Source organism: Bryobacter aggregatus MPL3 (genome assembly GCF_000702445.1).
GTDB lineage: Bacteria > Acidobacteriota > Terriglobia > Bryobacterales > Bryobacteraceae > Bryobacter > Bryobacter aggregatus.
Genome location: NZ_JNIF01000004.1, coordinates 106,724 through 128,741 on the forward strand (window position 1 = coordinate 106,724; position 22,018 = coordinate 128,741).

The 22,018-nt window shown below is 58.5% G+C and carries 18 protein-coding genes and 1 pseudogene; 5 read left to right on the forward strand and 14 right to left on the reverse strand.

Annotation, left to right across the window (positions count from 1 at the left end; genetic code table 11):
• Nucleotides 1-94 precede the first annotated feature (94 nt).
• On the forward strand, nt 95-1,030 hold the full coding sequence (mdh, locus tag M017_RS0120105; RefSeq protein WP_031499964.1) for a malate dehydrogenase: 936 nt from the start codon (nt 95-97) through the stop codon (nt 1,028-1,030).
• 3 nt (nt 1,031-1,033) lie between these two features.
• Here mdh and M017_RS0120110 read toward each other — a convergent pair whose 3' ends face one another.
• The 4 genes from M017_RS0120110 to M017_RS0120125 are packed head-to-tail and all read right to left on the reverse strand — an operon-like array spanning nt 1,034 to nt 7,668.
• A complete protein-coding gene (locus M017_RS0120110) occupies nt 1,034-4,471 on the reverse strand; it encodes an outer membrane beta-barrel protein (protein WP_031499965.1) in 3,438 nt (1,145 codons plus the stop codon).
• A gap of 52 nt (nt 4,472-4,523) precedes the next feature.
• Entirely contained in the window at nt 4,524-4,835 is a 312-nt protein-coding gene (locus tag M017_RS0120115; RefSeq protein ID WP_031499966.1) for an AtuA-related protein, read from the reverse strand.
• Entirely contained in the window at nt 4,832-6,124 is a 1,293-nt protein-coding gene (locus M017_RS0120120; protein ID WP_031499967.1) for an acyclic terpene utilization AtuA family protein, read from the reverse strand. Before M017_RS0120120 ends, M017_RS0120115 begins: the two co-directional genes overlap by 4 nt.
• Nucleotides 6,121-7,668, reverse strand: a complete 1,548-nt coding sequence (locus M017_RS0120125) for an acyl-CoA carboxylase subunit beta (protein ID WP_031499968.1) — start codon at nt 7,666-7,668, stop codon at nt 6,121-6,123. Before M017_RS0120125 ends, M017_RS0120120 begins: the two co-directional genes overlap by 4 nt.
• 32 nt (nt 7,669-7,700) lie before the next feature.
• Here M017_RS0120125 and M017_RS0120130 point away from each other — a divergent pair, with 32 nt between their 5' ends.
• The 3 genes from M017_RS0120130 to M017_RS0120140 are packed head-to-tail and all read left to right on the forward strand — an operon-like array spanning nt 7,701 to nt 10,916.
• Complete coding sequence (locus M017_RS0120130) at nt 7,701-8,726, forward strand: AI-2E family transporter (protein ID WP_031499969.1); 1,026 nt, start codon at nt 7,701-7,703, stop codon at nt 8,724-8,726.
• Nucleotides 8,692-9,612: a hypothetical protein gene (locus M017_RS0120135; protein WP_155121535.1), complete on the forward strand. Its 921-nt coding sequence runs from the start codon at nt 8,692-8,694 to the stop codon at nt 9,610-9,612. Before M017_RS0120130 ends, M017_RS0120135 begins: the two co-directional genes overlap by 35 nt.
• Complete coding sequence (locus M017_RS0120140; RefSeq protein WP_031499971.1) at nt 9,579-10,916, forward strand: serine hydrolase; 1,338 nt, start codon at nt 9,579-9,581, stop codon at nt 10,914-10,916. Before M017_RS0120135 ends, M017_RS0120140 begins: the two co-directional genes overlap by 34 nt.
• Here the strand turns inward: M017_RS0120140 and tpiA are convergent.
• The gene (gene tpiA, locus M017_RS0120145) at nt 10,913-11,662 is read right to left on the reverse strand and encodes a triose-phosphate isomerase (protein ID WP_031499972.1); all 750 of its coding nucleotides are present in this window, start codon (nt 11,660-11,662) and stop codon (nt 10,913-10,915) included. The genes M017_RS0120140 and tpiA overlap by 4 nt on opposite strands.
• 10 nt (nt 11,663-11,672) lie before the next feature.
• Complete coding sequence (locus M017_RS0120150; protein ID WP_031499973.1) at nt 11,673-12,869, reverse strand: alkaline phosphatase family protein; 1,197 nt, start codon at nt 12,867-12,869, stop codon at nt 11,673-11,675.
• 103 nt (nt 12,870-12,972) lie between these two features.
• On the opposite strand from M017_RS0120150, the gene M017_RS0120155 reads away from it, so the two are divergent.
• Nucleotides 12,973-16,062 (forward strand): TonB-dependent receptor, encoded by a 3,090-nt coding sequence (locus M017_RS0120155; protein WP_080508039.1) that lies wholly within the window; start codon nt 12,973-12,975, stop codon nt 16,060-16,062.
• A gap of 142 nt (nt 16,063-16,204) precedes the next feature.
• On the opposite strand, the pseudogene M017_RS30805 reads toward M017_RS0120155, so the two are convergent.
• From M017_RS30805 to M017_RS0120195, 8 genes and pseudogenes are all read right to left on the reverse strand, one after another.
• Nucleotides 16,205-16,519: pseudogene (locus M017_RS30805) on the reverse strand (type II toxin-antitoxin system VapC family toxin); the annotation flags it as partial.
• A 2-nt stretch (nt 16,520-16,521) separates the two neighbouring features.
• On the reverse strand, nt 16,522-16,782 hold the full coding sequence (locus M017_RS0120165) for a type II toxin-antitoxin system Phd/YefM family antitoxin (protein WP_031499975.1): 261 nt from the start codon (nt 16,780-16,782) through the stop codon (nt 16,522-16,524).
• 36 nt (nt 16,783-16,818) lie between these two features.
• Nucleotides 16,819-18,051: a dicarboxylate/amino acid:cation symporter gene (locus tag M017_RS0120170; protein WP_051670656.1), complete on the reverse strand. Its 1,233-nt coding sequence runs from the start codon at nt 18,049-18,051 to the stop codon at nt 16,819-16,821.
• Entirely contained in the window at nt 18,048-18,923 is an 876-nt protein-coding gene (locus M017_RS0120175) for an NAD(+)/NADH kinase (RefSeq protein ID WP_051670657.1), read from the reverse strand. The genes M017_RS0120170 and M017_RS0120175 overlap by 4 nt, the downstream gene beginning before the upstream one ends.
• Nucleotides 18,904-19,632 carry a TlyA family RNA methyltransferase gene (locus tag M017_RS0120180; RefSeq protein WP_031499978.1) on the reverse strand — a complete coding sequence of 243 codons (729 nt, stop codon included), beginning with the start codon at nt 19,630-19,632 and terminating at the stop codon, nt 18,904-18,906. The genes M017_RS0120175 and M017_RS0120180 overlap by 20 nt, the downstream gene beginning before the upstream one ends.
• Entirely contained in the window at nt 19,629-20,513 is an 885-nt protein-coding gene (locus M017_RS0120185) for a polyprenyl synthetase family protein (protein WP_031499979.1), read from the reverse strand. The genes M017_RS0120180 and M017_RS0120185 overlap by 4 nt, the downstream gene beginning before the upstream one ends.
• The gene (gene xseB, locus M017_RS0120190) at nt 20,510-20,749 is read right to left on the reverse strand and encodes an exodeoxyribonuclease VII small subunit (RefSeq protein ID WP_031499980.1); all 240 of its coding nucleotides are present in this window, start codon (nt 20,747-20,749) and stop codon (nt 20,510-20,512) included. The genes M017_RS0120185 and xseB overlap by 4 nt, the downstream gene beginning before the upstream one ends.
• Nucleotides 20,739-22,013: a nickel pincer cofactor-dependent isomerase, group 22 gene (locus M017_RS0120195; protein WP_031499981.1), complete on the reverse strand. Its 1,275-nt coding sequence runs from the start codon at nt 22,011-22,013 to the stop codon at nt 20,739-20,741. The genes xseB and M017_RS0120195 overlap by 11 nt, the downstream gene beginning before the upstream one ends.
• Nucleotides 22,014-22,018: the final 5 nt, after the last annotated feature.

Sequence of the window (22,018 nt, forward strand, 5' to 3'; positions counted from 1 at the left end):
TAATGCGGGTGAAAACAGAATCGGAAGGGAAGCGGGTGCACAGATATACTTTTAGTTTCACCTCTAGTTTGACCCTCGCAATGGAAAGGAAGCAATGCGTAAAAAGGTAACTGTAGTCGGCGCCGGAAACGTGGGCGCCTCGTGTGCTCTTCGGATCGCTGACAAGGAATTGGCGGACGTTGTCCTGGTGGATGTGATGGAGGGCGTGCCGCAAGGCAAGGCGCTCGATCTGCTGGAAAGCGGCCCGGTGGAAGGCTATGACGTCTCGATCACGGGCGCGAATGATTACGCCCCGACCGAGAACTCCGATGTGGTGGTGATCACCGCCGGATTCCCGCGCAAGCCCGGCATGAGCCGTGATGACTTGCTGATGGCGAATTACGAGATCGTCAAGAGCGCGACCGAAGGCGCGGTGAAGTATTCGCCGAATGCCATCATCGTCGTGGTGACGAATCCCCTCGATGCCATGTGCTACACGGCGCACATCACCTCGAAGTTCCCCAAGAACCGGGTCATCGGTATGGCCGGTGTGCTGGATACGGCGCGCTACCGCACCTTTATTGCCAGCGAACTGAATGTCTCGATGGAGAATGTTTCGGCGATGGTGCTGGGTGGCCATGGCGACACGATGGTGCCGCTGGTGCGCCTGACGAGCGTGAGCGGCATTCCGCTGACCGAACTGCTGCCGCAGGATCGCATCGATGCCATTGTGCAGCGCACCCGCGATGGTGGCGCCGAGATCGTGAAGTATCTGAAGACGGGCAGCGCGTTCTATGCGCCGTCGTCGAGTACGGTCGAGATGGTGGAGAGCATCCTCAAGGACAAGAAGAAAGTGCTGCCTTGCGCCGCGCTGCTTGAAGGCGAGTACGGCATCAACGGTCTCTTTGTCGGCGTGCCTTGCAAACTGGGTGCGAACGGCATCGAGAAGATCTATGAGATCAGCTTGTCGGGCGCAGAACAGAAGGAACTGAACCGCAGCGCTGCCGCGGTCCAGGAACTGGTTGATGTTCTGAAGCAGAAGGCCAGCTAAGCTCTAAAAGCGAAAACGAAGAGAAGCCTGCATCCGCCTCGGATTGCGCGCGCCGATGACTGACCCGAAACGGGCGTTGACCTGATTGCCACTCGCATCAAAGCGAGCGACAGAGTCCACCGCGTTGAATTGGGTGTGGTTGAAGGCGTTGTACATTTCCCAGCGCAGTTGCAGGCTTTTTCTTTCGCTAAAGAGAGGGATGAACTTGAAGAAGCTGATGTCCCAGTTGTTTGTGCCCGGCAGGCGGAAGACGTCCTTCGGCGCATTCCCGGGGTCCCCCTTGGCGGGCCGGGCAAAGACGTTGGTGTTGAAGAACTGGGAGAAGCTGCGGTCGCCATAGCCGTAGGGCGCTTTGCCGGTGACGTTGATGCGGGTGCCGTCGCCGCCACCGCTCAGATCAACCGTATCGACTGTGGTGAAAGTGACTCCCGAGGGTTGGCCACTGGCAAAGGTGGAGATGCCCGACACCTGCCACTTGTCGAGAACCAGGCGCCCGACGCGATTGGGCAGGATGCGGCTGCCACGTGGCAGATCCCAGATGTAATTGGTGACGAACATGTGGGTTTGGTCGTAGCCCAGCTTGCCGTAGTTCCAGACGCGTAAGGGCCGATAGGTGGCAACCGTATCACCGTCCGAATCGGCGTAACCCATGGCCTTCGAATACGTGTAGGCGACGCTGATCGAGAGGCCTTTTGCAAAGCGGCGATTGACGGTGGTTTGGAACGCGTTGTAGTTCGAGTTGCCGGAGAAGTCGTTGTAGTTGATGTTGCCCCAGCCGGGATAGGGGCGGAAGAAGTTATCCGGTAGGGGTGTAGACGGATTGGCCGGGTCGGCGTTCTGGGGGAGATAGCGCGCGCCGTAGGGAACGAGATTCAGATTCCGGTTCATCTGCAGGTGGCGGCCGACGTTGCCGACATAGGAGAGTTCCACCACGGTGCCGCGCCCGACGTCGCGCTGGATGCCAAAGGTGAAGTTCATCATTGAGGGCGTGATGGCCCGTTTCTCAAAGGTGACGACGTTGTTGGGGAAGAGGACTCCAGTGGAGTTCAGGTAAGTCGAGAGGTTGCCATAGTAGACCTGCGGCGTTTGCTGGGTGGGCGGGTTCTGCGAGAAGTCGCGAACGCCGGGCGAGACGGTGTTGTGGAAGATGCCAAAACCGGTGCGGATGGCGGTGCGGCCGTCGCCGAAGGGATCATAGGCAATGCCGAAGCGAGGTTCAAACTGCACGGGCGCCTGGTCGCGGAAGCCACGCGGATAATTGGGATCGGTTGCGGTGACCGCGCCGTTGAAGGGATTGCCGGAATTAGGGACGAAGGCGCCGATGTAGACGGCGGGCAGAATGTCGCCATTGAGAGGATTGACCGCGCGGCGGCCCTGGTCTGTGAGGATGGGCGAGTACAGGGCAGGGATTGCCTTCCGGTCATAGTGTCCGAAGTCCCAGGCGGAAGCGGTTTGCCGCGAGTGGTACCACTGGTTGAACCAGACGAAGCGCATGCCGTAGTCGAGAGTGAGTTTGCGCGTGACCTTCCAGGTGTCCTGGAGGAACCAGCCCATTGTTGTCTTGCGGCCCTCGTTTGAGGGGCGAAATGCGGATTCCTGATAGGACTGGAAGTTGCCGAGCACGGCGTTCGAATAGGCGTAATTGCTGTCGAAGGGATTGTTGACGTCGCGGGCAAAGGCGAAGCTGCCGCCGTAGGTGCCTTGCTCTCCTTCATAGTTGCGGATGCGCTCGAACGCAATGCCCGCTTTGAGCGTGTGACCGGCAATCGTATAGGTGAGGTTGTTACTGAAGTTGATCGCGGTGTCGGCGCCGCGCAGCGGGAAGCGGCCGTCATAGGTGATGGCCGCGGCATTGGTGACTCCGCCATAGGAAGCCTGCGGAATGATTCCGAAGGGATTATTGCCAGGATAGAACTGCCCGAGGCTGCCGAGTCCGCGATCCTTGCGCAGAATATTCTTCAATTGCTCATCGCTCTCCGGAGGCCCCTTCTCGACGGAATGCCGCACGCCGCCAGTGAATTCGTTGACCATGCGCGGCGTCAGGATGCGAGCCCAGTTGAGGACGATGCCGTTGTCGGTGAAGGTGTAATGCTGGCGGATGAGTCCCCAGTTGGACGAACCGGCAGCGACAGCATAGCCGAGCGAGTCGGCATACCAGGTGGAGCCTCGGACGTTGAGACTGTCCTTTGCGGTGGGGCGAATGTCGATGCGGAAGAGGTGCTGGTTTCGCGGCTGGTCGACGGCTTCCTGAAACTGGTAGTTGAAGTTGCCCTGGGTGACAGCGCGGTTCAGTTGGTTGGGAAGAGGAAAGATGTTCAACATCGCCTGACCGTTCTTGTCGAGGCGATTGGCGGGGATGACGTTGCCGGGGAAGGCTGCGTTGGTGAGCGGGTCGCGGATGATGATCTGCTTGTTGGTCAGATCGACGGTCTGCGAGAAGTCGCCGGCGCGCTCAAGGGCCGTGGGCACGGTCACCTGGCGGACGGCCTGCGGATTCTTCACTGCCGACTTCTCGAAGGAGTAGAAGAAGAACAGTTTCTCCTTGCTGCCGTTCCACACTTTACCCAGGGGCACCGGACCACCGAGGGTGGCGCCCAAGGTGCTGTAGCGATAGATGGGCAGCGGCACGCCGGTCCGGTTGTTGAAGAAGTTGTTCGCGTTCCAGCTTTCGTGGCGTTTGTACCAGTAAGCAGTGCCATGATACTCGCGAGATCCAGACTTGGTCACTACGTTGATGGAGCTGGCTCCGTTGCGGCCATACTCGGCCTGGTAGTTATTCATGAGTACCTTCACCTCGCCGATCGCGTCCATGTTGATCGGGCTCGAAAAGGTGCCGGGACTTCCCAGGTCATTGCCGGTGACTCCGTCGACTTGCAGGCTGTTCCAGTTGCTGCGCGTGCCCTGGATATTGGGCGACTGTGTGCCGAAGCTGCCGCCGAGAAACTCGGTATCGACGGTTTGCGAGACGCCCGGCAGAATGCGTAGCATCGAGACGACATCGCGGCCGCGGATGGAGATCTGTTCCAGTTGGCGCTCGCCGATGAGCGCGGAGTGTTCTGTCGAGCCGGTTTGGACGGTGACGCTTTGCGCGGCGACGGTCACCGATTCAGAAACACTTCCGATGGCGAGGGCCAGGCTGCCGACACTCAAGCGCTGTGCGGCGCTGAGGGCATTGCCGGTCTTGCGAAAGGGGCGAAAGCCGCTGACTTCGACGATGACGGTATAGGAGCCGGGCTGCAGCGCCGGAAACATGAAGTCGCCACTCTCGTTTGTGTTGGCGGTTCTTTCCTCGCCGGTGCGCTCACTGAGCAGCCGGACCGGCGCGGCGGGAATAACGTTGCCGGAAGAGTCGACGACGCTGCCGGAAATCGATCCGGAGATCGTCTGGGAATATAAGATACTGAGATTCGTTAATAAGACCAGCAGGGTCAAGAATCGCATGGTTGGATGAGCTTATCTGAGCTTGCAACCAGTTTCAAGTAAATTGTGAGAACTAAGGCGTAAGTTCGAGGGATAGGATGCCGCCGCCGAAAGACTTCCCCTGGGCGTCGGAAAGCAGGCTGAGTGTGCCGCCGCCCTGGAGCGCTTCTGTACAGACAAAATTGAGCGCGTGGATGTTGGGGAGCTCGTAGCGGGTGACGGTGCCTTCGATGCGATCGGCGAAATGAGCTTTCACCCGTTCTGCCGTGACTTCGCGGAGCAGCGTGGGCCAATCCTTGGCGTCATAGGCGATCACGCCGATGTTGACCAGATTGCCTTTGTCGCCGGAACGGGCGTGTGCGATGTTGCCAAGCGGAATCTTCATGCCAATACCTCAATGCGGGGAGTGACCTTTTCTCTCGGGAGTAGCGCGGGCCAATAGGCGACCACCTGATGGACCTTGGGACGGCCATCGCCATAGCCGGTGGCTCCGGGAGGACCGTTGAGGACGAGGGGAATCATTTCGCGAGTCCAGCGGTCGACGTTCGCTTTCGATCGATCGCGGACAGCCATGCGCAACATCGCCCAATCATCGCCAAAGACTTCGGTGACTTGCTTGTCGAAGCTGAGCCCGAGATTGCGGCAACGCGTATTAACAATCTCCGCCGCCGTTCTTGCTTTCAAAGCCGCTTGCGGGGGGCCGTAGGTGAGAGTGCCCGCTGCTTTGAAGCCCCAGTGGTAGGCGATGCTCGCCTTGAGATGCGTGGGGCGGCCGTGTGCTGAGGCGCCGGATACAGCAACCCGATTGGGGCCGTCGTCGTGGAGTTGAACGGTGGTGAAGTCGGCAATGACGTCGGGAGTGTAATAGGCACTTGGGTCTCCGACCTCATAGACCAGTTGCTCCTTGACGCTGGCCAGCGAGACGCGGCCGCCGGAGCCTTCGTGCTTCGTGATGACCATGTGGCCATTGCTGTGCGCCTCGACGATGGGATAGCCGATGTTTGCCAGATCCGGAATGCTTTGCCAATCGGCGAGGCAGTTGCCACCCGTGCATTGGGCGCCGCATTCGACAATGTGACCGGCGACGATTCCGGCCGAGAGGCGAGGCCAATTGGTATCGGGCCAATGGTAGGCGTGCAGCATCGGAGCCAGCACGAGCGCGGCGTCCGCGCAGCGGCCACTAACGACAACATCTACACCACTTGCGAGCGCTTCGGCGAGTGGATAGGCGCCAAGATAGGCATTCGCGCTGAGCACCTGATCGAGAACAGAGGCCAGCGGCTCACCCGTGTCCATATTCAGTAGCGGGTGTCCGCCGGCGATCAGACTGGGAAGATCGCTGAGGATGTCGTCGCCCAGAACCACGGCAACCTTGAGCTGCGGACAGCGGCGGCGAATCTCTTCGGCGCAGGCTTTGGGGTTGACGCCGCCTGCGTTGGCGATCACCCGAATGCCCTTCGTTTGGATGGTGGCGGCGATGCGTTCGATGAGAGGCGGGAAGTCGCGCGCGTAACCGAAGGCGGGGTTCTCTTTCTTCTGCTTCTGGAGGATCGACATCGTGACCTCTGCCAGATAGTCGAGAACCAGATAGTCGAGCGGACCGTCTTCCACCAGCCGGACCGGGGCTTCCGCCGAATCGCCCCAGAAGCCTTGTCCACAGCCGATGCGGATCATCGCTGGCAGACCTCATAGAGGTAGTCAAGAGTAGAACGGGTTGCTGCCGGATCGATGATCGCATCGACATGACCGCGGGCCGCGGCGTAGCGGGAATCGAGCCAGCGCTCATAGTCGCTGCGGGTTTGTGCCATTTGCGCCTCCAATTCAGGGGGGACTGCTTTGCCTGCCTGTCTGAGCCGTTCGAGTTCGGGGCCATGGATCGCTTGCACCGCAGACTCGCCCTCCATCACGCCAATGCGGGCGGTGGGCCAGGCGAGGGCGAAGTCGGGATCAAAGCCTTGCCCGGCCATCGCGTAATAGCCGGCGCCCGAAGAATGATTCAGCGTCAGCACGATCTTGGGGACCGTGGCGCAGGACATTGTTTCGACCATTTCCGCACCGGCTCGGATGATGCCAGACTCCTCGGCCTGCTTGCCCACCATGAAGCCAGAGACGTCCTGCAAGTAGAGTAGGGGCAGCTTGTGGCGCTGGGCGGTTTCGACAAAGTAGGCCGCCTTGCGTGCCGATTCTGTATAGATGATGCCCCCGATGCGCGGGCCGCTTGCGGTCTTCAAAAAGCCACGGCGATTGGCCAGAATGGCGACCGGACGCCCGTGGATGCGGGCGCGCGCGCAGATCAGCTCGGGCGCATGGTCCGGCTGGAACTCATCGAGAGAGCCCGCATCGACAATGCGCGTGAGGACTTCGGTGGTGTCGTAGGGTTGGCGATGGTCGTCGGGCAGGATGTCGTACAGACCTTCGCTGGGCGCCGCAGGAGGCTGACTATTGAAATGGGGCCGCTGGACGGCGGGCAACTCACGAAAGCGGGCCCGCAGAATCTCCAGACACGCCTCATCGTTGGCTGCGCGATAGTGTGCGACCCCGCTCACTGCCGTGTGCATCGCTGCACCGCCGAGCTCTGCTGCGGACGTCGATTCGCCTGTCGCGCCCTTCACCAGATTCGGCCCGCCAAGGCCCATAAAGCTGGTGCCGTCCACCATCACGATGAGATCGCTGAGGGCAGGGAGGTAGGCGCCCCCGGCAATGCACATGCCCATGACGGCGGCAAACTGCGGGATCTGCAGATTGCGCCGCATCTGCGAGCAATAGTGGAAGATGCGTGCGGCCCCATATTGGCCAGGAAAGATCGAGTCCTGCAAGGGAAGGTTGACGCCCGCGCTGTCCACCAGATAGACGATGGGCAGCTTCTCGCGCATGGCGATCTCTTGGGCGCGGAGGATCTTCGAGATGGTTTCGGGCCACCAGGCGCCGGCCTTGACGGTTGCGTCGTTGGCGACGACAACGGCGTTGCGGCCTTCGATGCGTCCGATGCCGGTGACCACACCCGCGGCGGGGGCCTGTCCGTTGTGACGGTCCCAGGCGATGAGGAGCCCGGTCTCAAAGAAGGGCGAATCCGGATCGAGCAAGCGAGCCACCCGCTCCCGCGCCGTCAGTTTGCCTTGCGCGTGTTGCTTCGCGATCTTCTCGATTCCGCCCCCGAGGCGAATCTTTTCCTCAAGTATTTTGAGTTCTGTGAGGAATTCCCGCAAACGTTCTGGCATGCTGCTGCTTCAACTATAAGATGAGAATACCTATGACGCTCGTTGATCGCCCTACTGTCAGGGTTTTGTGGACGGCGCTTCTTTTCGCAATTGCGGTGTGGCTGGTCTGGAATCTGAGGGAACTATGCTTCCTGCTGTTGGTCAGCTTATTTCTCGCCTATACGATTGAGCCGCTGATTCTCTATTTGCAGGGGCTTGCGCCGAAGTCGATCTCGCGCAACTGGGCGATCGTGGTGATCTATCTGATCGTGCTCACGATTGCAGGCTCGGCACTAGCCATGCTAGCCCGATCGGTGGCGGCGCAGGCGGCAGTGCTGATTACGAAATTTCCAGAAATTTCCCGGTCGCCAGGAGGACTGCAGATTCCGCTTCCGCCGCAGTTAGAGCCCTTTCGGAATGACATCTTATCCTTTGGTCTTGAGTTTGCACAGAAAGCGGTGACGACGATTCTGGGGAGCCTGGGCAGCGCTGGATTGGCTTTGGTTGTGCCGATCTTCACTTTGTACTTTCTGAAAGACGGAACCAGCTTGAAACAGCACGCGATCGGCTTTGCCTCGGACTTTGGTTTGGGGCAGAAGCTCAGCATCCTCATGGAAGACTTACACGATGTGCTGAGTAAGTATATCCGCGCCGTGCTTCTGCTGAGCCTCAGTGTCTTCCTGGTGTATGCGGTGTTCTACCAGTTGATGGGCGTTCCTTACGCGATGCTTTTGGCGACAATGGCGGCCTTGTTTGAGATCATTCCTGTGCTGGGCTGGATCACGGCGGCCTTCCTGAGCCTGGTGATCGCGACGGTGAGCGGCTATCCGGATTGGGGTTGGATGGTGGCGTTCTATCTGGTGTTTCGCTTGATCCAGGACTATGTGGTGACTCCCTATCTGATGTCGAGCGGAGTGGAACTGCATCCCTTGGCGGTGCTGGCCGGCGTGATCGGTGGGGAGATGGTGGCGGGGGTGCCGGGAATGTTCCTGTCCATTCCAACCATGGCGGCGGCACGGGTGATTTATCGACGTTTGGAAATGAATGAGGAGACCGAGTCTGTCGCGCCTGATCTTTAGTCTGTTTTTGACTTCTCTGGCCTGGGGCCATTTTATTAGCGTCAGTACGAGCGAAGGCTCCTGGGACGGAAACAAGCTTCATCTCACCGTGAAGCTGCCGCGCTATGAGGTGGAACAGGTTTCCGCCGAAAAGATCGGGGCGGCGATCCAGTTTGCCGGGGCGCGGCAGGTCTCAAATGTCTGTGCTCCTCTTGGGGAGGACTTGGCCTGCGAGATGGAATTTGTTTTTGATGCCGCGGTGGGTGAGAAAGTGGAGGCGACTGTCCATCTGGCGCGGGTGACGGTTCCCAATCATGTCCATATGATGAAGCTGGTGCGCGGCGGGGTGATGCGGCAGGGAGTCTTCGACCAATCCTTTGAGACCGAGCGAATCGATTTTCATCAGGAAGCGCCGCTTGAAACCTGGTGGCGCGGCTTCCGGATGGGTTTTGCCCAGATCGGGTATCAACCGATTCTGGTGGCTCTTGTGTTGCTGATCGGATGGGTGGCGATGCCCTCCGCGTATTTGCTAACGGCTTGTGCCGCATTCTTTGTTGTCCTGCCGGACAAGTTCTATGCGCCTCCAGGCTTCTTTGAACTGGCTACGGCCTTGGGGCTGAGCTATCTGGCGCTTGAGCGCTTGTTCTTCCCGGATGCCGGCGCAAAGTGGGTGGTGGCTGCGGTGATCGGGGCTATCGAAGGAGCCGCCTTGGCTGTATTGGCGCGGCCCGCGGGTACGGGAGCGGTTTCGCTCGGCGTGGGCAATCTGGTTGCGCAAGGGACGCTTTGTCTGCTGGCCGCTTCTTTTTTGAGGAACATTCCGGCACTCTGGTTGCGTAGAATCTTGTGGGCCATCGTTGCCCTGGGAGCAATATGGAGCATCTGGGTATCCGTCAAACGATTCTGATCCTGGTTTTTGCGGTTGCGAGCTTCGCGCAAGAATCAAAAGCGAAGTTCGACGAGTTGGTGTCGGCTTATGCGAAGCAGGGCTTCTTCAGTGGCAGTGTGCTGGTGGCCAAAGGTGGCAAGCCGGTTTTTGAGAAGGCCTACGGCATGGCGAACTATGAGTGGAATCTGCCGAATGCGGTGGATACGAAATTGCGCCTGGGCAGCATCACAAAACAGTTTGCCGCCACTGCCATCTTGCAACTGGAAGAAGCCGGCAAGCTGAAGGTGAGCGACAAGGCCTGCGCCTATCTGCCCGCCTGTCCCGAGGCTTGGAAGCCCGTGACCCTGCACCAACTGCTGACCCATACCTCTGGCATTCCGAACTTTACAAGCTTTCCGGAATACCGCAACATCCAGGCCAAGCCTTCCCGCTATGACGAGCAGGTGAAAGTGGTCTGGGAGAAGCCGCTGGATTTTGATCCCGGGACGAAGTACCAATACTCAAACACTGGATACCTCATTCTCGGAAAGATCATCGAGAAGGCGAGTGGAAAGAACTGGGAAGACTATGTGCGCGAGTCGATCTTCCTTCCTGCGGGCATGAGCGACACGCGGGCGGACAGCAATACCGATCTGATCGCGAGACGGGCCAATGGGTATCTGAGCAATAGCGGCACTACCCTCAATGCCGGCTACATCAACATGGCGATTCCGGGAGCGGCGGGCGCGTTGCTGTCGACGGCGCACGACCTATATCTGTGGGATCGGGCTCTTGCTGCCGGCAAGTTGCTGAAGCCGGAGACTGCCGCACGGATGTGGACGGTGGAGAAGAACGGCTATGCCTATGGCTGGACCGTGAATACGGCTGAGGGTAGAACCACTCAGGGGCACAATGGGGGCATTGATGGCTTCTCCACCTCGATTGAGAGAGTGCCTGCCGACGGCGTGCTGGTGGTCGTGTTGAGCAACTTCCAGGATGGGCAAGTGGGCTTGTTGAAAACAGCTTTGATGAAGATGGCCTATGGAGAAACGGTGGAGATTCCGAAGCAGCATGTTGAGACCCGGCTCGATTCTGCGCTGCTCGACGAATATATCGGCACCTATGAGATGAGCCCGGAGTTCCGGCTGGTCGTGACCCGCGAGGGCGACCAGTTGATGACCCAGGCCACCGGACAGGGGAAGTTGCCGATCTATGCCGAGCAGAAGGATGTCTTCTTCCCAAAGAGAATGCCGGCCACCCTGACTTTCGTTCGTGAGAACGGTAAGGTGACCGGCTTGATTCTCCATCAGAATGGCCGCGACATGAAGGCGAAGCGGCTTTAGAAGTTGACGATCTTTGAGAAGCTGGCCGGGTCGAGGCTGGCGCCGCCGACGAGCGCGCCGTCAATCTCTTCCTGAGCCATCAAGGAACTGACATTGTCCGGCTTGACGGACCCGCCATAGAGAATCCGAAGACTGGCGGCCGCTGCTTCGCCAAAGGCTGCTGCTGCCAGATGGCGAATGGTTTTGTGGGCATCGGCGGCCATTTCCGGCGTGGCCGTCTTGCCGGTGCCGATCGCCCAGACCGGTTCATAGGCGATGACGACTTCGGCGAACTCTTCCGGCGTCAGTCCGGCAACACCCGCGCCAAATTGCTTGTGTAGTACGGCTTCGGTCTGGTTCGCTTCGCGCTCTTCCAGCATCTCGCCGACGCAGAGGATGACCTTGAGACCAGCGGCGATTGCGGCCTTGGTGCGGCGCAGAACGGTTTCATCGGTCTCGCCAAAGTACTGGCGACGCTCCGAGTGGCCAACGATCACCCAGGTGCAGCCGAGAGCCTTCAACATCGGACCGGAAATTTCGCCGGTAAAGGCGCCTTCATTCGCCCAGTACAGATTCTGCGCTCCAACGGAGACGTTTGAGCCGGCAGCCGCAGTGAGCGCGGCGGGAAGGTCGATAAAAGGCGCACAGACGGCGATCTCGCTTTGCGAGGCATCCTTGACCAACGGGAGGAAGGCGGAGAAAAAAGCAGTGGTGTCGGCAGGCGTCTTGAACATTTTCCAGTTCGCGGCCATCAAAGGTTTACGCATCACTCGTAGTTTAGCGTTCGAGCGTGACGCCGAGGATCCCGGCAAAGCGTTCGGCCGCAGATTCCATCGGCGCGGCGGGTTGCAGGGCGGGGTCAATTCCTGCGCCCCAGAGGAGAAATGCGGCGCGATAGTCTTCGAGACCAGGCCAGAACCCATGATTTCCGCGCTCGTGCGGAGGCATGTGGAGGCTCTGGCTGGCCGTATTGGTGAAGGCCTGATGGCGCTTGGGCTCGAAAGCTGCAACGATGCCTTGCTTTGCCGCCTCCGGTGCAAAGTGCAGCAACTCACGATTCGGAACTTCACGGCCCAGTTCTTTCGACGCGCGCATGGCATCTGCTGTTGCCTGGTCGGAACTGGCTAGCAGACCTCCGATTGAGATCAGTTTGGTCTTCGCGTTCAACTGGCGAGCAAAGGCGGGGATGCTGAGTTCCTGATCGATGCGTTCAAAGCCATGGTCCCCATGAACAGCGACGACGGCGTTGCGGGGGACCACCGCCAGGATCTCGGCAAGGTAGCTGTCGATCCGTTCGAGGGCCTCGTGTGCTTCTTTTCCAAAAGGACCATGTTCATGGGCCACGGCATCGAGATCGACAAGGTGCAGGAGCAGGAGGTCAGGTTTTTTGTTCTTGAGGAGAAAGACCGTCGCGATCTTCCGGGTGCGGTCATCCACCCAGTCCTGGTGGAAGCTGGGATCGAAGCGCTCAATCTCTTCGATGAGGCCGGGTGTTGCTTTTTCGAAGATCGAAATGTAGTCCATGCTGCCGCCCTGACGGCCACGGAAGTATTCGGGGAGGTTGAAGTCGATATCGGCGTTGACGGTGACTGGCCATGTGATCGCCGCGGATTTGAGCCCTGCTTTGCGTGTCGCATGCCACAGTGTTTTCACGCGGAGCATGTCTGCCATCCAGTAGTAGTCGCCGGTATCGCTTGCGGGACGCCGATTGTTCAATATCCCGTGGACTCTGGGAGGGACGCCCGTGATCATGGTGGTGTGAGACGGCCAGGTGACCGTTGGTACTGCGCCGACAAGGCCTTCGGATCGTTCGCCTTCGCTCATCATCTTTCGCAATGTGGGGATTTTAAGGCCGAGGGGACCGGCATCGCGAAGGTAGCGATGATCCAGGCCATCAATGGAGATCACGATCAGGGGACGAGTTTGGGACGAGGCGGCGATGATCCCAGTGAGTAGCAGAAGCAGAAAGCGCATGGAGAAATTGTGGCGTAGACGGTGAAATTGTGCTAAGAAATTTGAAAAAATGTGAGTCTGTGCTGTCACACAAAGTTCATTCAGCCGCGCTATCCTCCAGAATATGATTAAGGCTTTCAGGCTGACCCCAATTCTCGTTTTATTTTTATGGGCGTGTGCTTCTCTCTCCGCTCAGAACAGTGCTGGTAATGCCAGTATTGCCGGTATAGTTTTAGACAGTTCCGGAGCTGCCATCGCGGGCGCGAAGGTCATTGTTGAAAATACCGAAAACGGTTTGCGTCGTGAACTCACGACAAATGCATCTGGCGTCTTCTCCGCTCCGGCCCTGATTCCTGGGACGGGTTACAAGGTGATCGTCACTCAGTCTGGATTTGCAGAGTATTCTACAGTCGGCATCACGCTGGCGGTAGGTGCATCCCTCAACCTTCCGATTCGCTTAGCTGTGGCTGGGGCCGCAGCCCAGGTGGATGTAACGAGCGAGGTACCTCTGGTGGAGTCTGCGAAAACGGATGTGTCGCAACTCGTTGACACAAAGCAGATCCAAGACCTTCCGATCAATGGACGCCGTGTCGACTCCTTTGTTCTTCTAACTCCTGCCGTTGTGCCTGACGGCACCTTCGGCTTGCTGAGCTTCCGCGGTGTATCTGGCCATAACTCGTTTCTAACGGACGGCAATGATACAACCAACCAGTTCTATAACGAAAATGCTGGCCGCACGCGTATCTCCAGCCAGATCTCGCAAGATGCGGTGCAGGAATTCCAGGTGATTTCCAACAACATGACTGCCGAGTATGGCCGTGCGATGGGTGGTGTGGTGAACACCGTAACGCGCTCGGGTGGCAACCAGATCCACGGAACCGCTTTCTGGTTTTTCCGCAATCGTACGCTGAATGCGCGCGATCGCTACGCTTCCTTTAATCCTCCTGAGGTACGCCATCAGGCTGGCGGCACCATTGGTGGCCCGATCAAGAAGGATAAGCTGTTTTACTTTTTGAACTTCGAAGCCACGCGCCGCCGCTTTCCTTTGCTGGCCAGTGTGACGAATGCACCGTTGTTTGACGCAAACGGAAACTTTCTGGACACCCTGGCAAATGGACAACCGCAATGCACCGCTTCTGCTGCCCAGTGCGCTGCCGCGAAAACCTTTCTGACCACGCGTAACTTTGGTCTGGTCAATCGCACTGCTGATTCCGAAGTGGCGCTTGGCAAGATTGATTACCGCCCCAATGACCGTAATTCCTTCAGCTTCAGCTTGAATTACGTGAACTGGATTTCTCCGAATGGCATTCAGACCCAGGCCGTTCTAAACACTGGCAGCGGTATCGGGAACAATGCGGATTCGACTGTGCGCACCCGTTACGGCCGCGCGGTCTGGACCTTCATTCCAACGGCAACCAGTTTGAATGAAGCCCGCTTTGGCTGGTTCAAAGATCGCTTGTTCGATGATGCTAGCGCCGCGTTTCTGACTCCAGAACTGGGCCGCGCCGGCTTGACGATCAATGGCGTCTCCAACCTCGGTTATGCCACCTCTTATCCCCGCTTGAATCCTTCCGAACAGCGTTTCTCCTTCGGCGACGCCTTCTCGAAGACCTCGGGCAAGCACTCCATGAAGTTCGGGATTGATTTTGCTTCGACGCAGGACTACCAGAATCAGTTGACCACGCAGTACGGCCTGTACAACTACTCGACGTTTACGAACTTCGCTCTCGACTTTACCGGTAACGGTACGCTCCAGGCTAAGAACTGGAACACCTATGCCCAGGCCTTTGGCAATCCGATTGTCGACATCACGGTGAAGGACCTCTCCTGGTTTGCACAGGACCAATACCGTGTGACACCGAAGCTCATCCTCAACTACGGCGTCCGTTGGGACTATGCGTTCATCCCGCAGCCTTCCATCACCAATCCGGACTATGACCAGACCGGCAAGATTCCTTCGCCGAAGAAGAACTTCTCGCCGCGCCTGGGCGCTGCTTACTCGATGTTTGGGGGCAAGACGGTCGTGCGTGCGGGGTACGGCATCTTCTTCTCGCGCTATCAGACCGGCCTGATTAACACACTGTTCATCAACAACAACGTCTACCAGCGGTACCTGACGCTGCAGGCTACGACGGCTGCCGATAAGGCGCTGGGCCCGGTCTTCCCGAACAATCTGGCGAGCCTCGACCGCACGCCGCCTCCGGGAACCACCAGCCTGTCGCTGGCTGATCGCAACCTGCGGAATCCGTATACGCACCAGGCGAATTTCGGGATCGAGCAGAAGCTTTCGAATCAGATGAGCATGACGGTCTCCTATCTCTGGAGCCGTGGCGTTCGTCTCTATACGGTTCGTGACCTGAATGCCGGCCCGATTGGCGCACCTGTGACCTACTCGATTCTCGATACGAATCGTGCCGTGACTGGTACCTACACTACCGATACCTATCGGGGACCGCGTCCGGACCCGCGCTACCAGCGCATCAACCAGATTGAGAATGGTGGTCTGTCTTACTATGACGGTCTCGCCGTTCAGGTGAATCGTCGGATGGCGCGCGGCTTCCAGGCCGGAGTTTCCTACACCTGGTCGCATGCGATCGACCTGTTCGCAGGTGGTGGCAACAACACGATCTTCTTCTCCGGCGGCCCCACCTCTTACTCGAATGGCAACTATTCTGCAGAGAAGGGTTCTTCCGCAATTGATACGCGCCACCGCGCGTCGATCAACTTCCTGTGGGAACCGCAATGGGGACTCCACTCCGATAAGTCGTTCGTGAAGTACGTGCTTGCCGGATGGCAGTTGTCGCAGATTACAACGCTGCAGACGGGGCAACCCGCGCAGGCGACTGTTTCCGTGAGTGGCGCGGCCTTTACCGGTGCGCTCTTTAACAGTTCGCTGAATGGGTTGGGCGGTTCCAACCGTGTACCCTTTGTTCCCATCAATGGCCTGCAGGTGGACCCGGTTCGCCGCGCAGACATTCGATTGTCGAAGGCTTTTGCCTTTACGGATCACAAGCGCCTCTTCCTTTACTTTGAAGCGTTTAACGTGACGAATTCACAGTACGACACCAGCATCCGTACGCAGCAGTACACGGCAGCAACGAACTCGTTGCAACTGGTGCCTGCCGTTGGCTTCGGAACGGGCAGCGCCTCGCAGGGCTTCCCGGACGGAACCAATGCACGCCGCGCGCAAGTGGGCGCACGCTTCGTCTTCTAGACGAGCTTACGCATTTGGATTGGAAAGGCCGCCCATCACCGGGCGGCCTTTTTGCTTTGTCATTCGATTGTGGAGACGACGTTGGAGGAAATGATGCGTTGATCCGAGGTGAGCAGGCGGAGACCTGGACTCGGGCTGTGGCGGCGATGATGCAGTCGGAGGGATCAATCAGGATAGGCTTCAGCGCTGCTACTTCTCTCGCGATCTCGTAGGTGAGAGGGTATAGCCGGATCCGATTGTTCTGTTGGAGGCTCTCGAAGATCTGATCCAGATTCGCCTCCGTGCTGCAAGCTCCCTCAGAACAGAGGATCGCAATCTCCGTGAGCGTTGCGACGCTGATTCCGAGATCGAGGCCAGACGCATCGGCCTGGTCGAGGATCTTCGTTTGGTCCCGCGAAAGCTTTCCAGGCTGGATCATGTGCCGCAGGAGGACATTGGTGTCGAGGAGGATCTGCATGGTCACTGGGAGTCATCAAGACTGTCCTTGGTGCAATTCCAATCATTGGTGACACTGTAGTCTTCCAGATCTCCTACGATCTTCACCTTGCCCACGAGTACGCCCTTCAAGGATTGGAAGGGCCTGGCGCTTGCACCCTGTATGGTCGCAACCGCCTTCCCCCGCTTGGTGACCGTCAGCGTCTCCCCGGTCTCGTTCACTTCGTCGAGTAAGGCCAGGCATTTGGCCTTGAATTCCGTAGCCGTCACCACCCGATTGCTCATAACCGGATGGTAGTAATAATCTGGTCAGATGACCAGCTAGACCGGAGCCTCGATGGCGGCTTCGATCGGTTCGAGATCGCCGGTGGGCAGTTCGACACCTTCCCATTTGGCGACTGCTGCCGTCGCCAGGCAGTTGCCGAGCAGGTTCACGCTGGTGCGGGCCATATCCATGATCGTGTCTACGCCCATCACGAGCGCAACGCCCTCGAGCGGTAAGTCGAAGGTCGCAAGCGTACCGCTGAGCACCACCATCGAGGCCCGTGGCACGGCGGCTACGCCCTTGGAAGTGAGCATCAGGGTGAGCATCATCATGAGCTGTGTGCCAAAGCTCATCTCGACGCCGGCTGCCTGCGCGATGAAGACGCTAGCGAGGCTGAGGTAGAGCGTGGAGCCGTCGAGATTGAAGCTATAGCCGGTGGGCAGAACGAAACTGACGATATGTTTCGGAACACCGAACCGCTCCATATTCTCCATGGCCTGCGGCAGGGCGGCTTCGCTTGAAGCGGTTGAGAAGGCCAGAATATAGGGATCTTTGACGGCCTGGATAAAGCGCCGCATCGGGATCTTGAAGATCACCATCACCGCTCCCAGCACCACGACAACGAAGATCAGCAAGGACGCGAAGAGGGTGGCGATCAACTGTCCCAGGTTGAAGAGAACTCCAATGCCCTTGCTGCCGATGGTCACAGCCATGGCCGCACCGACGCCAAAGGGGGCAAAGTACATGATGAACTTCGTGTACTCGAACATGATGTCGCTGAGACTCTTGCACCAATCGACAACGCTCTTGGCCTTGGTGCCGATGGTGGTGCAGGCCGTGCCGAAGATGAAGGCAAAGATGACGATCTGCAGCACTTCGCCTTTGGACATCGCCTCAATGATGGAACTGGGGAAAGTGTGCTCGAGCATTCCCGAAAGCGTAACCTTGTTGGCGGCAAGTTGCGCCGTCTCGTGCGGGAGATTGACGCCGATGCCGGGCTTCACCAGATTCACTGCGGCCAGCCCGAGGAACAGCGCGATGGTTGTTACCACCTCAAAATAGAGAATCGACTTCAGACCAATGCGGCCCATGGTCTTGGCGCTGCCTGTGCCAGCGATGCCGTAGACCAGGGTGGCAAAGACAAGCGGAGCGATGATGCTCTTAATCAGCCGGAGGAAGACGCTCGATACAGGCGCCAGTTCCTTTGCAAAGTCCGGTACTGCGATGCCGAGTACGATGCCGGTTGCCATCGCAATGAAGATCCAGGATGTAAGTGATATCTTTTTCAACGTTCGCCCCATTTCAGTTTTTCGCGGAGTACATCGAAGAACAACATCTTGGGCGGACGGATCAGACGAATTGCGAACGGACTGCGTTCGCAAAGGACTTCATCCCCAGCCAGCAGCGGTTCGCCAACCTGACCATCGATTGTGAGATACGCATCGCGATCCATGGCGCGATTCTCCAACCGGATCACGCTGTCTCCCGGAACAATCACGGGCCGGTGAGTCAGCATATGAGGGCAGATAGGGGTAACACTGATGGCATCCACTTGAGGAAAGATGATCGGCCCCCCCGCGCTCAGCGAATACGCAGTTGAACCGGTGGGCGTCGAAACAATCAATCCATCCGCTTTGTAACTCGAGACAAAGTGGGAATCTACATGGACAGCCACGTCAATCATGCGCGCTAACGACGTCTTGGTGATGACGGCGTCGTTGAGCGCCTCGTATGAGGATACACGAGAACCACCACGGTGGATCTCCACCCGGAGCATCCGGCGCATTCCAATGCGTTGTTCCCCTTGCAGGGTCCGTTCGAGTTCGGGGTAGAGTTCCTCGACCGTGACGGAAGTAAGAAAGCCAAGCCCTCCCAGATTCACCGCGAGCAGTGGAATGTCCATGCCTCCAATGGCCCGGGCTGCGCTCAAAAGGGTGCCGTCGCCACCAAGTACGATGACGAGTTGTGTGTCGACCGGAACCCGTTCCCTGGGAACCCACTCGCGAAGCTGCGCATAGTGGGCGGTTTCTTCATCTGCCCGGATCGAGATATTGCGTTGGGCCAGCCAGTCGACCAGCCCGGGCACAATACTGCGTGCTCGCGGCACATTTGGCTTCGAAATGATCCCAACAGACTGGATGTCAGCGACTTGGTCTGGCATGCAACAAAAACTCCCGATTCCCTTTGCCACCCAGGATCGGACTGGGGAGCAGTCGCGTCGTATACCCGAGCGCGCGTAACGCAGATTCTACCTTGTCGCAGGCAGCCTGGTGCAGACTATCTTCGCGCACAATGCCCCCCTTGCCGACATCGGCTCTGCCCACCTCAAACTGCGGCTTGACGAGGATGACCATTTCTCCTGCGGGCTCGAGCAGGGCAGGGAAGCGGTCGAGCAACAGCGTGACGCTAATAAAACTCACATCGCAGACCAGCAGACTCGCGAGTTCGCCAATGACGGAAGGCTCGATCAGCCGCGCATTCTGGTGTTCGTGGAGAACTACGCGGGGATCGGTCTTGAGCTTCCAATCGATTTGCGTCGCGCCGACATCGACACAATGGACTCGTGTGGCGCCGTGCTGGAGCAGGCAATCGGTAAAGCCACCCGTTGAGGTGCCGATGTCGATTGCGATGCGGCCCGTTGGGTCGATTGCAAAGTCGCGCAGCGCGCCTTCCAGCTTGAGTCCTCCACGGCTGACATAGCGGAGTTGCTCCAGAAGATCAATAGCCGACTCCGGTACAACACCGGCGCCGGCCTTGTCAATCTTTTGTCCATTGACGAGTACCTTGCCCGCGAGGATCAGCGCCTTGGCTTTCTCGCGGGTGGAAACCAGTCCGCGCTCCACCAGCATCTGGTCGAGCCGCTGCTTCAAGACTTGCGGTCCACAATGAGATCGGCGATCTCGATCAGACGGGTGGCACGGTCGCCGAAAGGAGCAAGGGCCGCGTGGGCCTTTTGGCGCTCTTCTTCCGCCATTCTCTTCGACTCGGCAAGTCCATAAACGGCAGGGAAGGTGATCTTTTGCTGGTAAAGATCCTTACCCGCTGTCTTGCCGAGCGCTTCGCTCGATTCTTCAATGTCGAGGATGTCATCGACAATCTGGAATGCGAGTCCGGTATGTTCACCGTATTCACTAAGAGCTGCCAATTGCTCGGCGTTCGCACCGGCGTAGATCGCCCCCATGCGGACGCTGGCCCGGAGCAGCGCGCCGGTCTTGGCGCGATGGATTTTCTCGAGCAACGCCGCATTCGGCTGCATGCCTTCGCCCTCGATATCGTGTACCTGGCCGCCAATCATCCCGCGTACCGTACCGCTGGCCGAGGCTAGCTCCACCACCAGCTGACTGCGCACTTCCGCACTGACATGCTGTAGCGAACCTAGCACCTGGAAGGCCAGTGTCAGCAGCGAGTCCCCGGCCAGGATGGCCATCGCTTCGCCGAAAACCTTGTGATTCGTGGGTTGTCCACGGCGCAGATCGTCATTGTCGAGAGCCGGCAGATCGTCGTGGATCAGTGAATAGGTGTGGATCATCTCGAGCGTGACGGCGGCGTCGGCAATGCCGTCTGCGCCAGGTTGGATGACGTCGCCTGCGGCCATGCACAGCACCGGACGAATCCGTTTGCCGCCGGCAAAGAGGCTATAGCGCATGGCGCGATGAATCACTTCCGGCTCGACCGTCTCGGCAGGCACCCAGGTATGGAGGGTCCGCTCGACAATTTCAACCCGGTTGGCAAGATATTCCTTCAACGTCATTTGCTGAACGGCTCCGCTTCCACCTTGCTGCCGCGCTTCATCAGAATTTCGACGCGCGTTTCTGCCTCGTCCAGGCGCTTCTTCGCCGATTCACTCAATGCAACCCCCTTCTCAAAGAGGCTGATTGACTCCTCGAGACCCATGCTGTCCTTTTCGAGATGGGAAACGATTCTTTCCAACTCGTCCAGATCCTGCTCAATCGTTTTGGCTGCCGACGGGTCCTGCTCAGTGGCCATGAGACGCCTCGAGCGGCAACATGTTGCCGGCGTCGTCGAGCGGGAAGTCATACGGCCCTTCGACAATGGTGAGATTCGGATTGGCTTCGATTTCGGCGCGCAGATTCTCGCTCATTTCGAGATCGACAAGCCCGAGTGTGTTCTTGATACGGACGATGGTGACCTGGCTGAGGTCATGCTTGCCAACCGTCGGGAGAAAGCGTTCGAGGCATTCGCGGTCGGTATCAAAGTGCACGGGGGTACGGATGGCGGAAGGCGAAGAGGCAGTCAGCGAATTGATCTGCGTTGGCTTCCAATCAATCTTCGGGAGAATGCGCGAATGGATGACGTCGGCCATGCCCATGCCGACCGCGCTGCCATAGGTATCCTTGCTCAAATCGCGCACAAAGACGCGGTGGATCTTCGGCGGTCCCTGCCACGGGTTGTATTCGCCATTGACGCCGCGGTTCACCACTTTGGTATCCATGCCGGCGCCGGAGATCTCCTTGCCAATTTCGTCAAGGATCAGGATGTCGAGTTCCTGGACTGGGACATGGCCCTGCCAGCTCTTCACCAGCTCGAGCAACTGTTCTTCGCGTGCTTCCATCTCTTCCACCGGCACTGCGGTGAGCTGTGCGGTGGAGTGGTTCGCATCTTCGAGAATCGCGAGACCACCCAGAATCTTGCCACTGGCCAGAACCTGGCGGCCCACGCTACGGATCATCGTGCCCAGCCCAATCTTGTAAGCAAAGGTGTGATAGTACTGCGCACCGGCAAACTTACCGAGCCCGATCGCCATCATCTTATAGAGACCGCTCTCGATGATGCCCTCAAAGTCGGTGTGCCATTTGACGCGGCCGACCAACATGACACCATCGCTTTCATAGGCGAGCTTGTCGAGATAGGCGGTGATCCCTTCGGGCGTGGTGCCGAGAGCGACAACTTCCAGTTGGCTCCGGACCGGGCATCCCATCGTCTCTTCATTAATCTTGTATTTGCCAAGCACCATGGCCTGGCCTTCGGGGGAGGCGGCTCCATGGCTTCCCATCGCGGGGAAGATGAAGGGCTTCATCCCGACAGATTTCCAGTAATCGACAACAGCGCGCACGATGGTGGCGATGTTGGCAATGCCCCGGCTCCCGACGCCAATGGCGACGGAAGAACCAGGCTTCAGCTTTGAGGCAAAATCCGCGCTCCGCAACTCGGCGGCGACTGTGGCTGGGATGTCTTTTACAGCGCGATCAGGGAAACTTTGGCGGACGCGGAGCATCCGGGGAAGTGGCATGCAAT

Excerpts from the sequence above, each read along its gene's own strand:
- M017_RS0120165 (WP_031499975.1), bottom strand. The coding sequence starts at position 16,782 with ATGAGCAATCGGGTGGTGACGGCTACGGAATTCAAGGCCAAATGCCTG.
- M017_RS0120150 (WP_031499973.1), bottom strand. The coding sequence starts at position 12,869 with ATGCGCTTTCTGCTTCTGCTACTCACTGGGATCATCGCCGCCTCGTCC.
- xseB (WP_031499980.1), bottom strand. The coding sequence starts at position 20,749 with ATGGCCACTGAGCAGGACCCGTCGGCAGCCAAAACGATTGAGCAGGAT.
- mdh (WP_031499964.1), top strand. The coding sequence starts at position 95 with ATGCGTAAAAAGGTAACTGTAGTCGGCGCCGGAAACGTGGGCGCCTCG.
- M017_RS0120135 (WP_155121535.1), top strand. The coding sequence starts at position 8,692 with ATGAGGAGACCGAGTCTGTCGCGCCTGATCTTTAGTCTGTTTTTGACT.
- M017_RS0120175 (WP_051670657.1), bottom strand. The coding sequence starts at position 18,923 with ATGCCAGACCAAGTCGCTGACATCCAGTCTGTTGGGATCATTTCGAAG.
- M017_RS0120130 (WP_031499969.1), top strand. The coding sequence starts at position 7,701 with ATGACGCTCGTTGATCGCCCTACTGTCAGGGTTTTGTGGACGGCGCTT.
- M017_RS0120110 (WP_031499965.1), bottom strand. The coding sequence starts at position 4,471 with ATGCGATTCTTGACCCTGCTGGTCTTATTAACGAATCTCAGTATCTTA.
- M017_RS0120195 (WP_031499981.1), bottom strand. The coding sequence starts at position 22,013 with ATGCCACTTCCCCGGATGCTCCGCGTCCGCCAAAGTTTCCCTGATCGC.
- M017_RS0120155 (WP_080508039.1), top strand. The coding sequence starts at position 12,973 with ATGATTAAGGCTTTCAGGCTGACCCCAATTCTCGTTTTATTTTTATGG.
- M017_RS0120185 (WP_031499979.1), bottom strand. The coding sequence starts at position 20,513 with ATGACGTTGAAGGAATATCTTGCCAACCGGGTTGAAATTGTCGAGCGG.
- M017_RS0120120 (WP_031499967.1), bottom strand. The coding sequence starts at position 6,124 with ATGATCCGCATCGGCTGTGGACAAGGCTTCTGGGGCGATTCGGCGGAA.
- M017_RS0120140 (WP_031499971.1), top strand. The coding sequence starts at position 9,579 with ATGGAGCATCTGGGTATCCGTCAAACGATTCTGATCCTGGTTTTTGCG.
- tpiA (WP_031499972.1), bottom strand. The coding sequence starts at position 11,662 with ATGCGTAAACCTTTGATGGCCGCGAACTGGAAAATGTTCAAGACGCCT.
- M017_RS0120115 (WP_031499966.1), bottom strand. The coding sequence starts at position 4,835 with ATGAAGATTCCGCTTGGCAACATCGCACACGCCCGTTCCGGCGACAAA.
- M017_RS0120125 (WP_031499968.1), bottom strand. The coding sequence starts at position 7,668 with ATGCCAGAACGTTTGCGGGAATTCCTCACAGAACTCAAAATACTTGAG.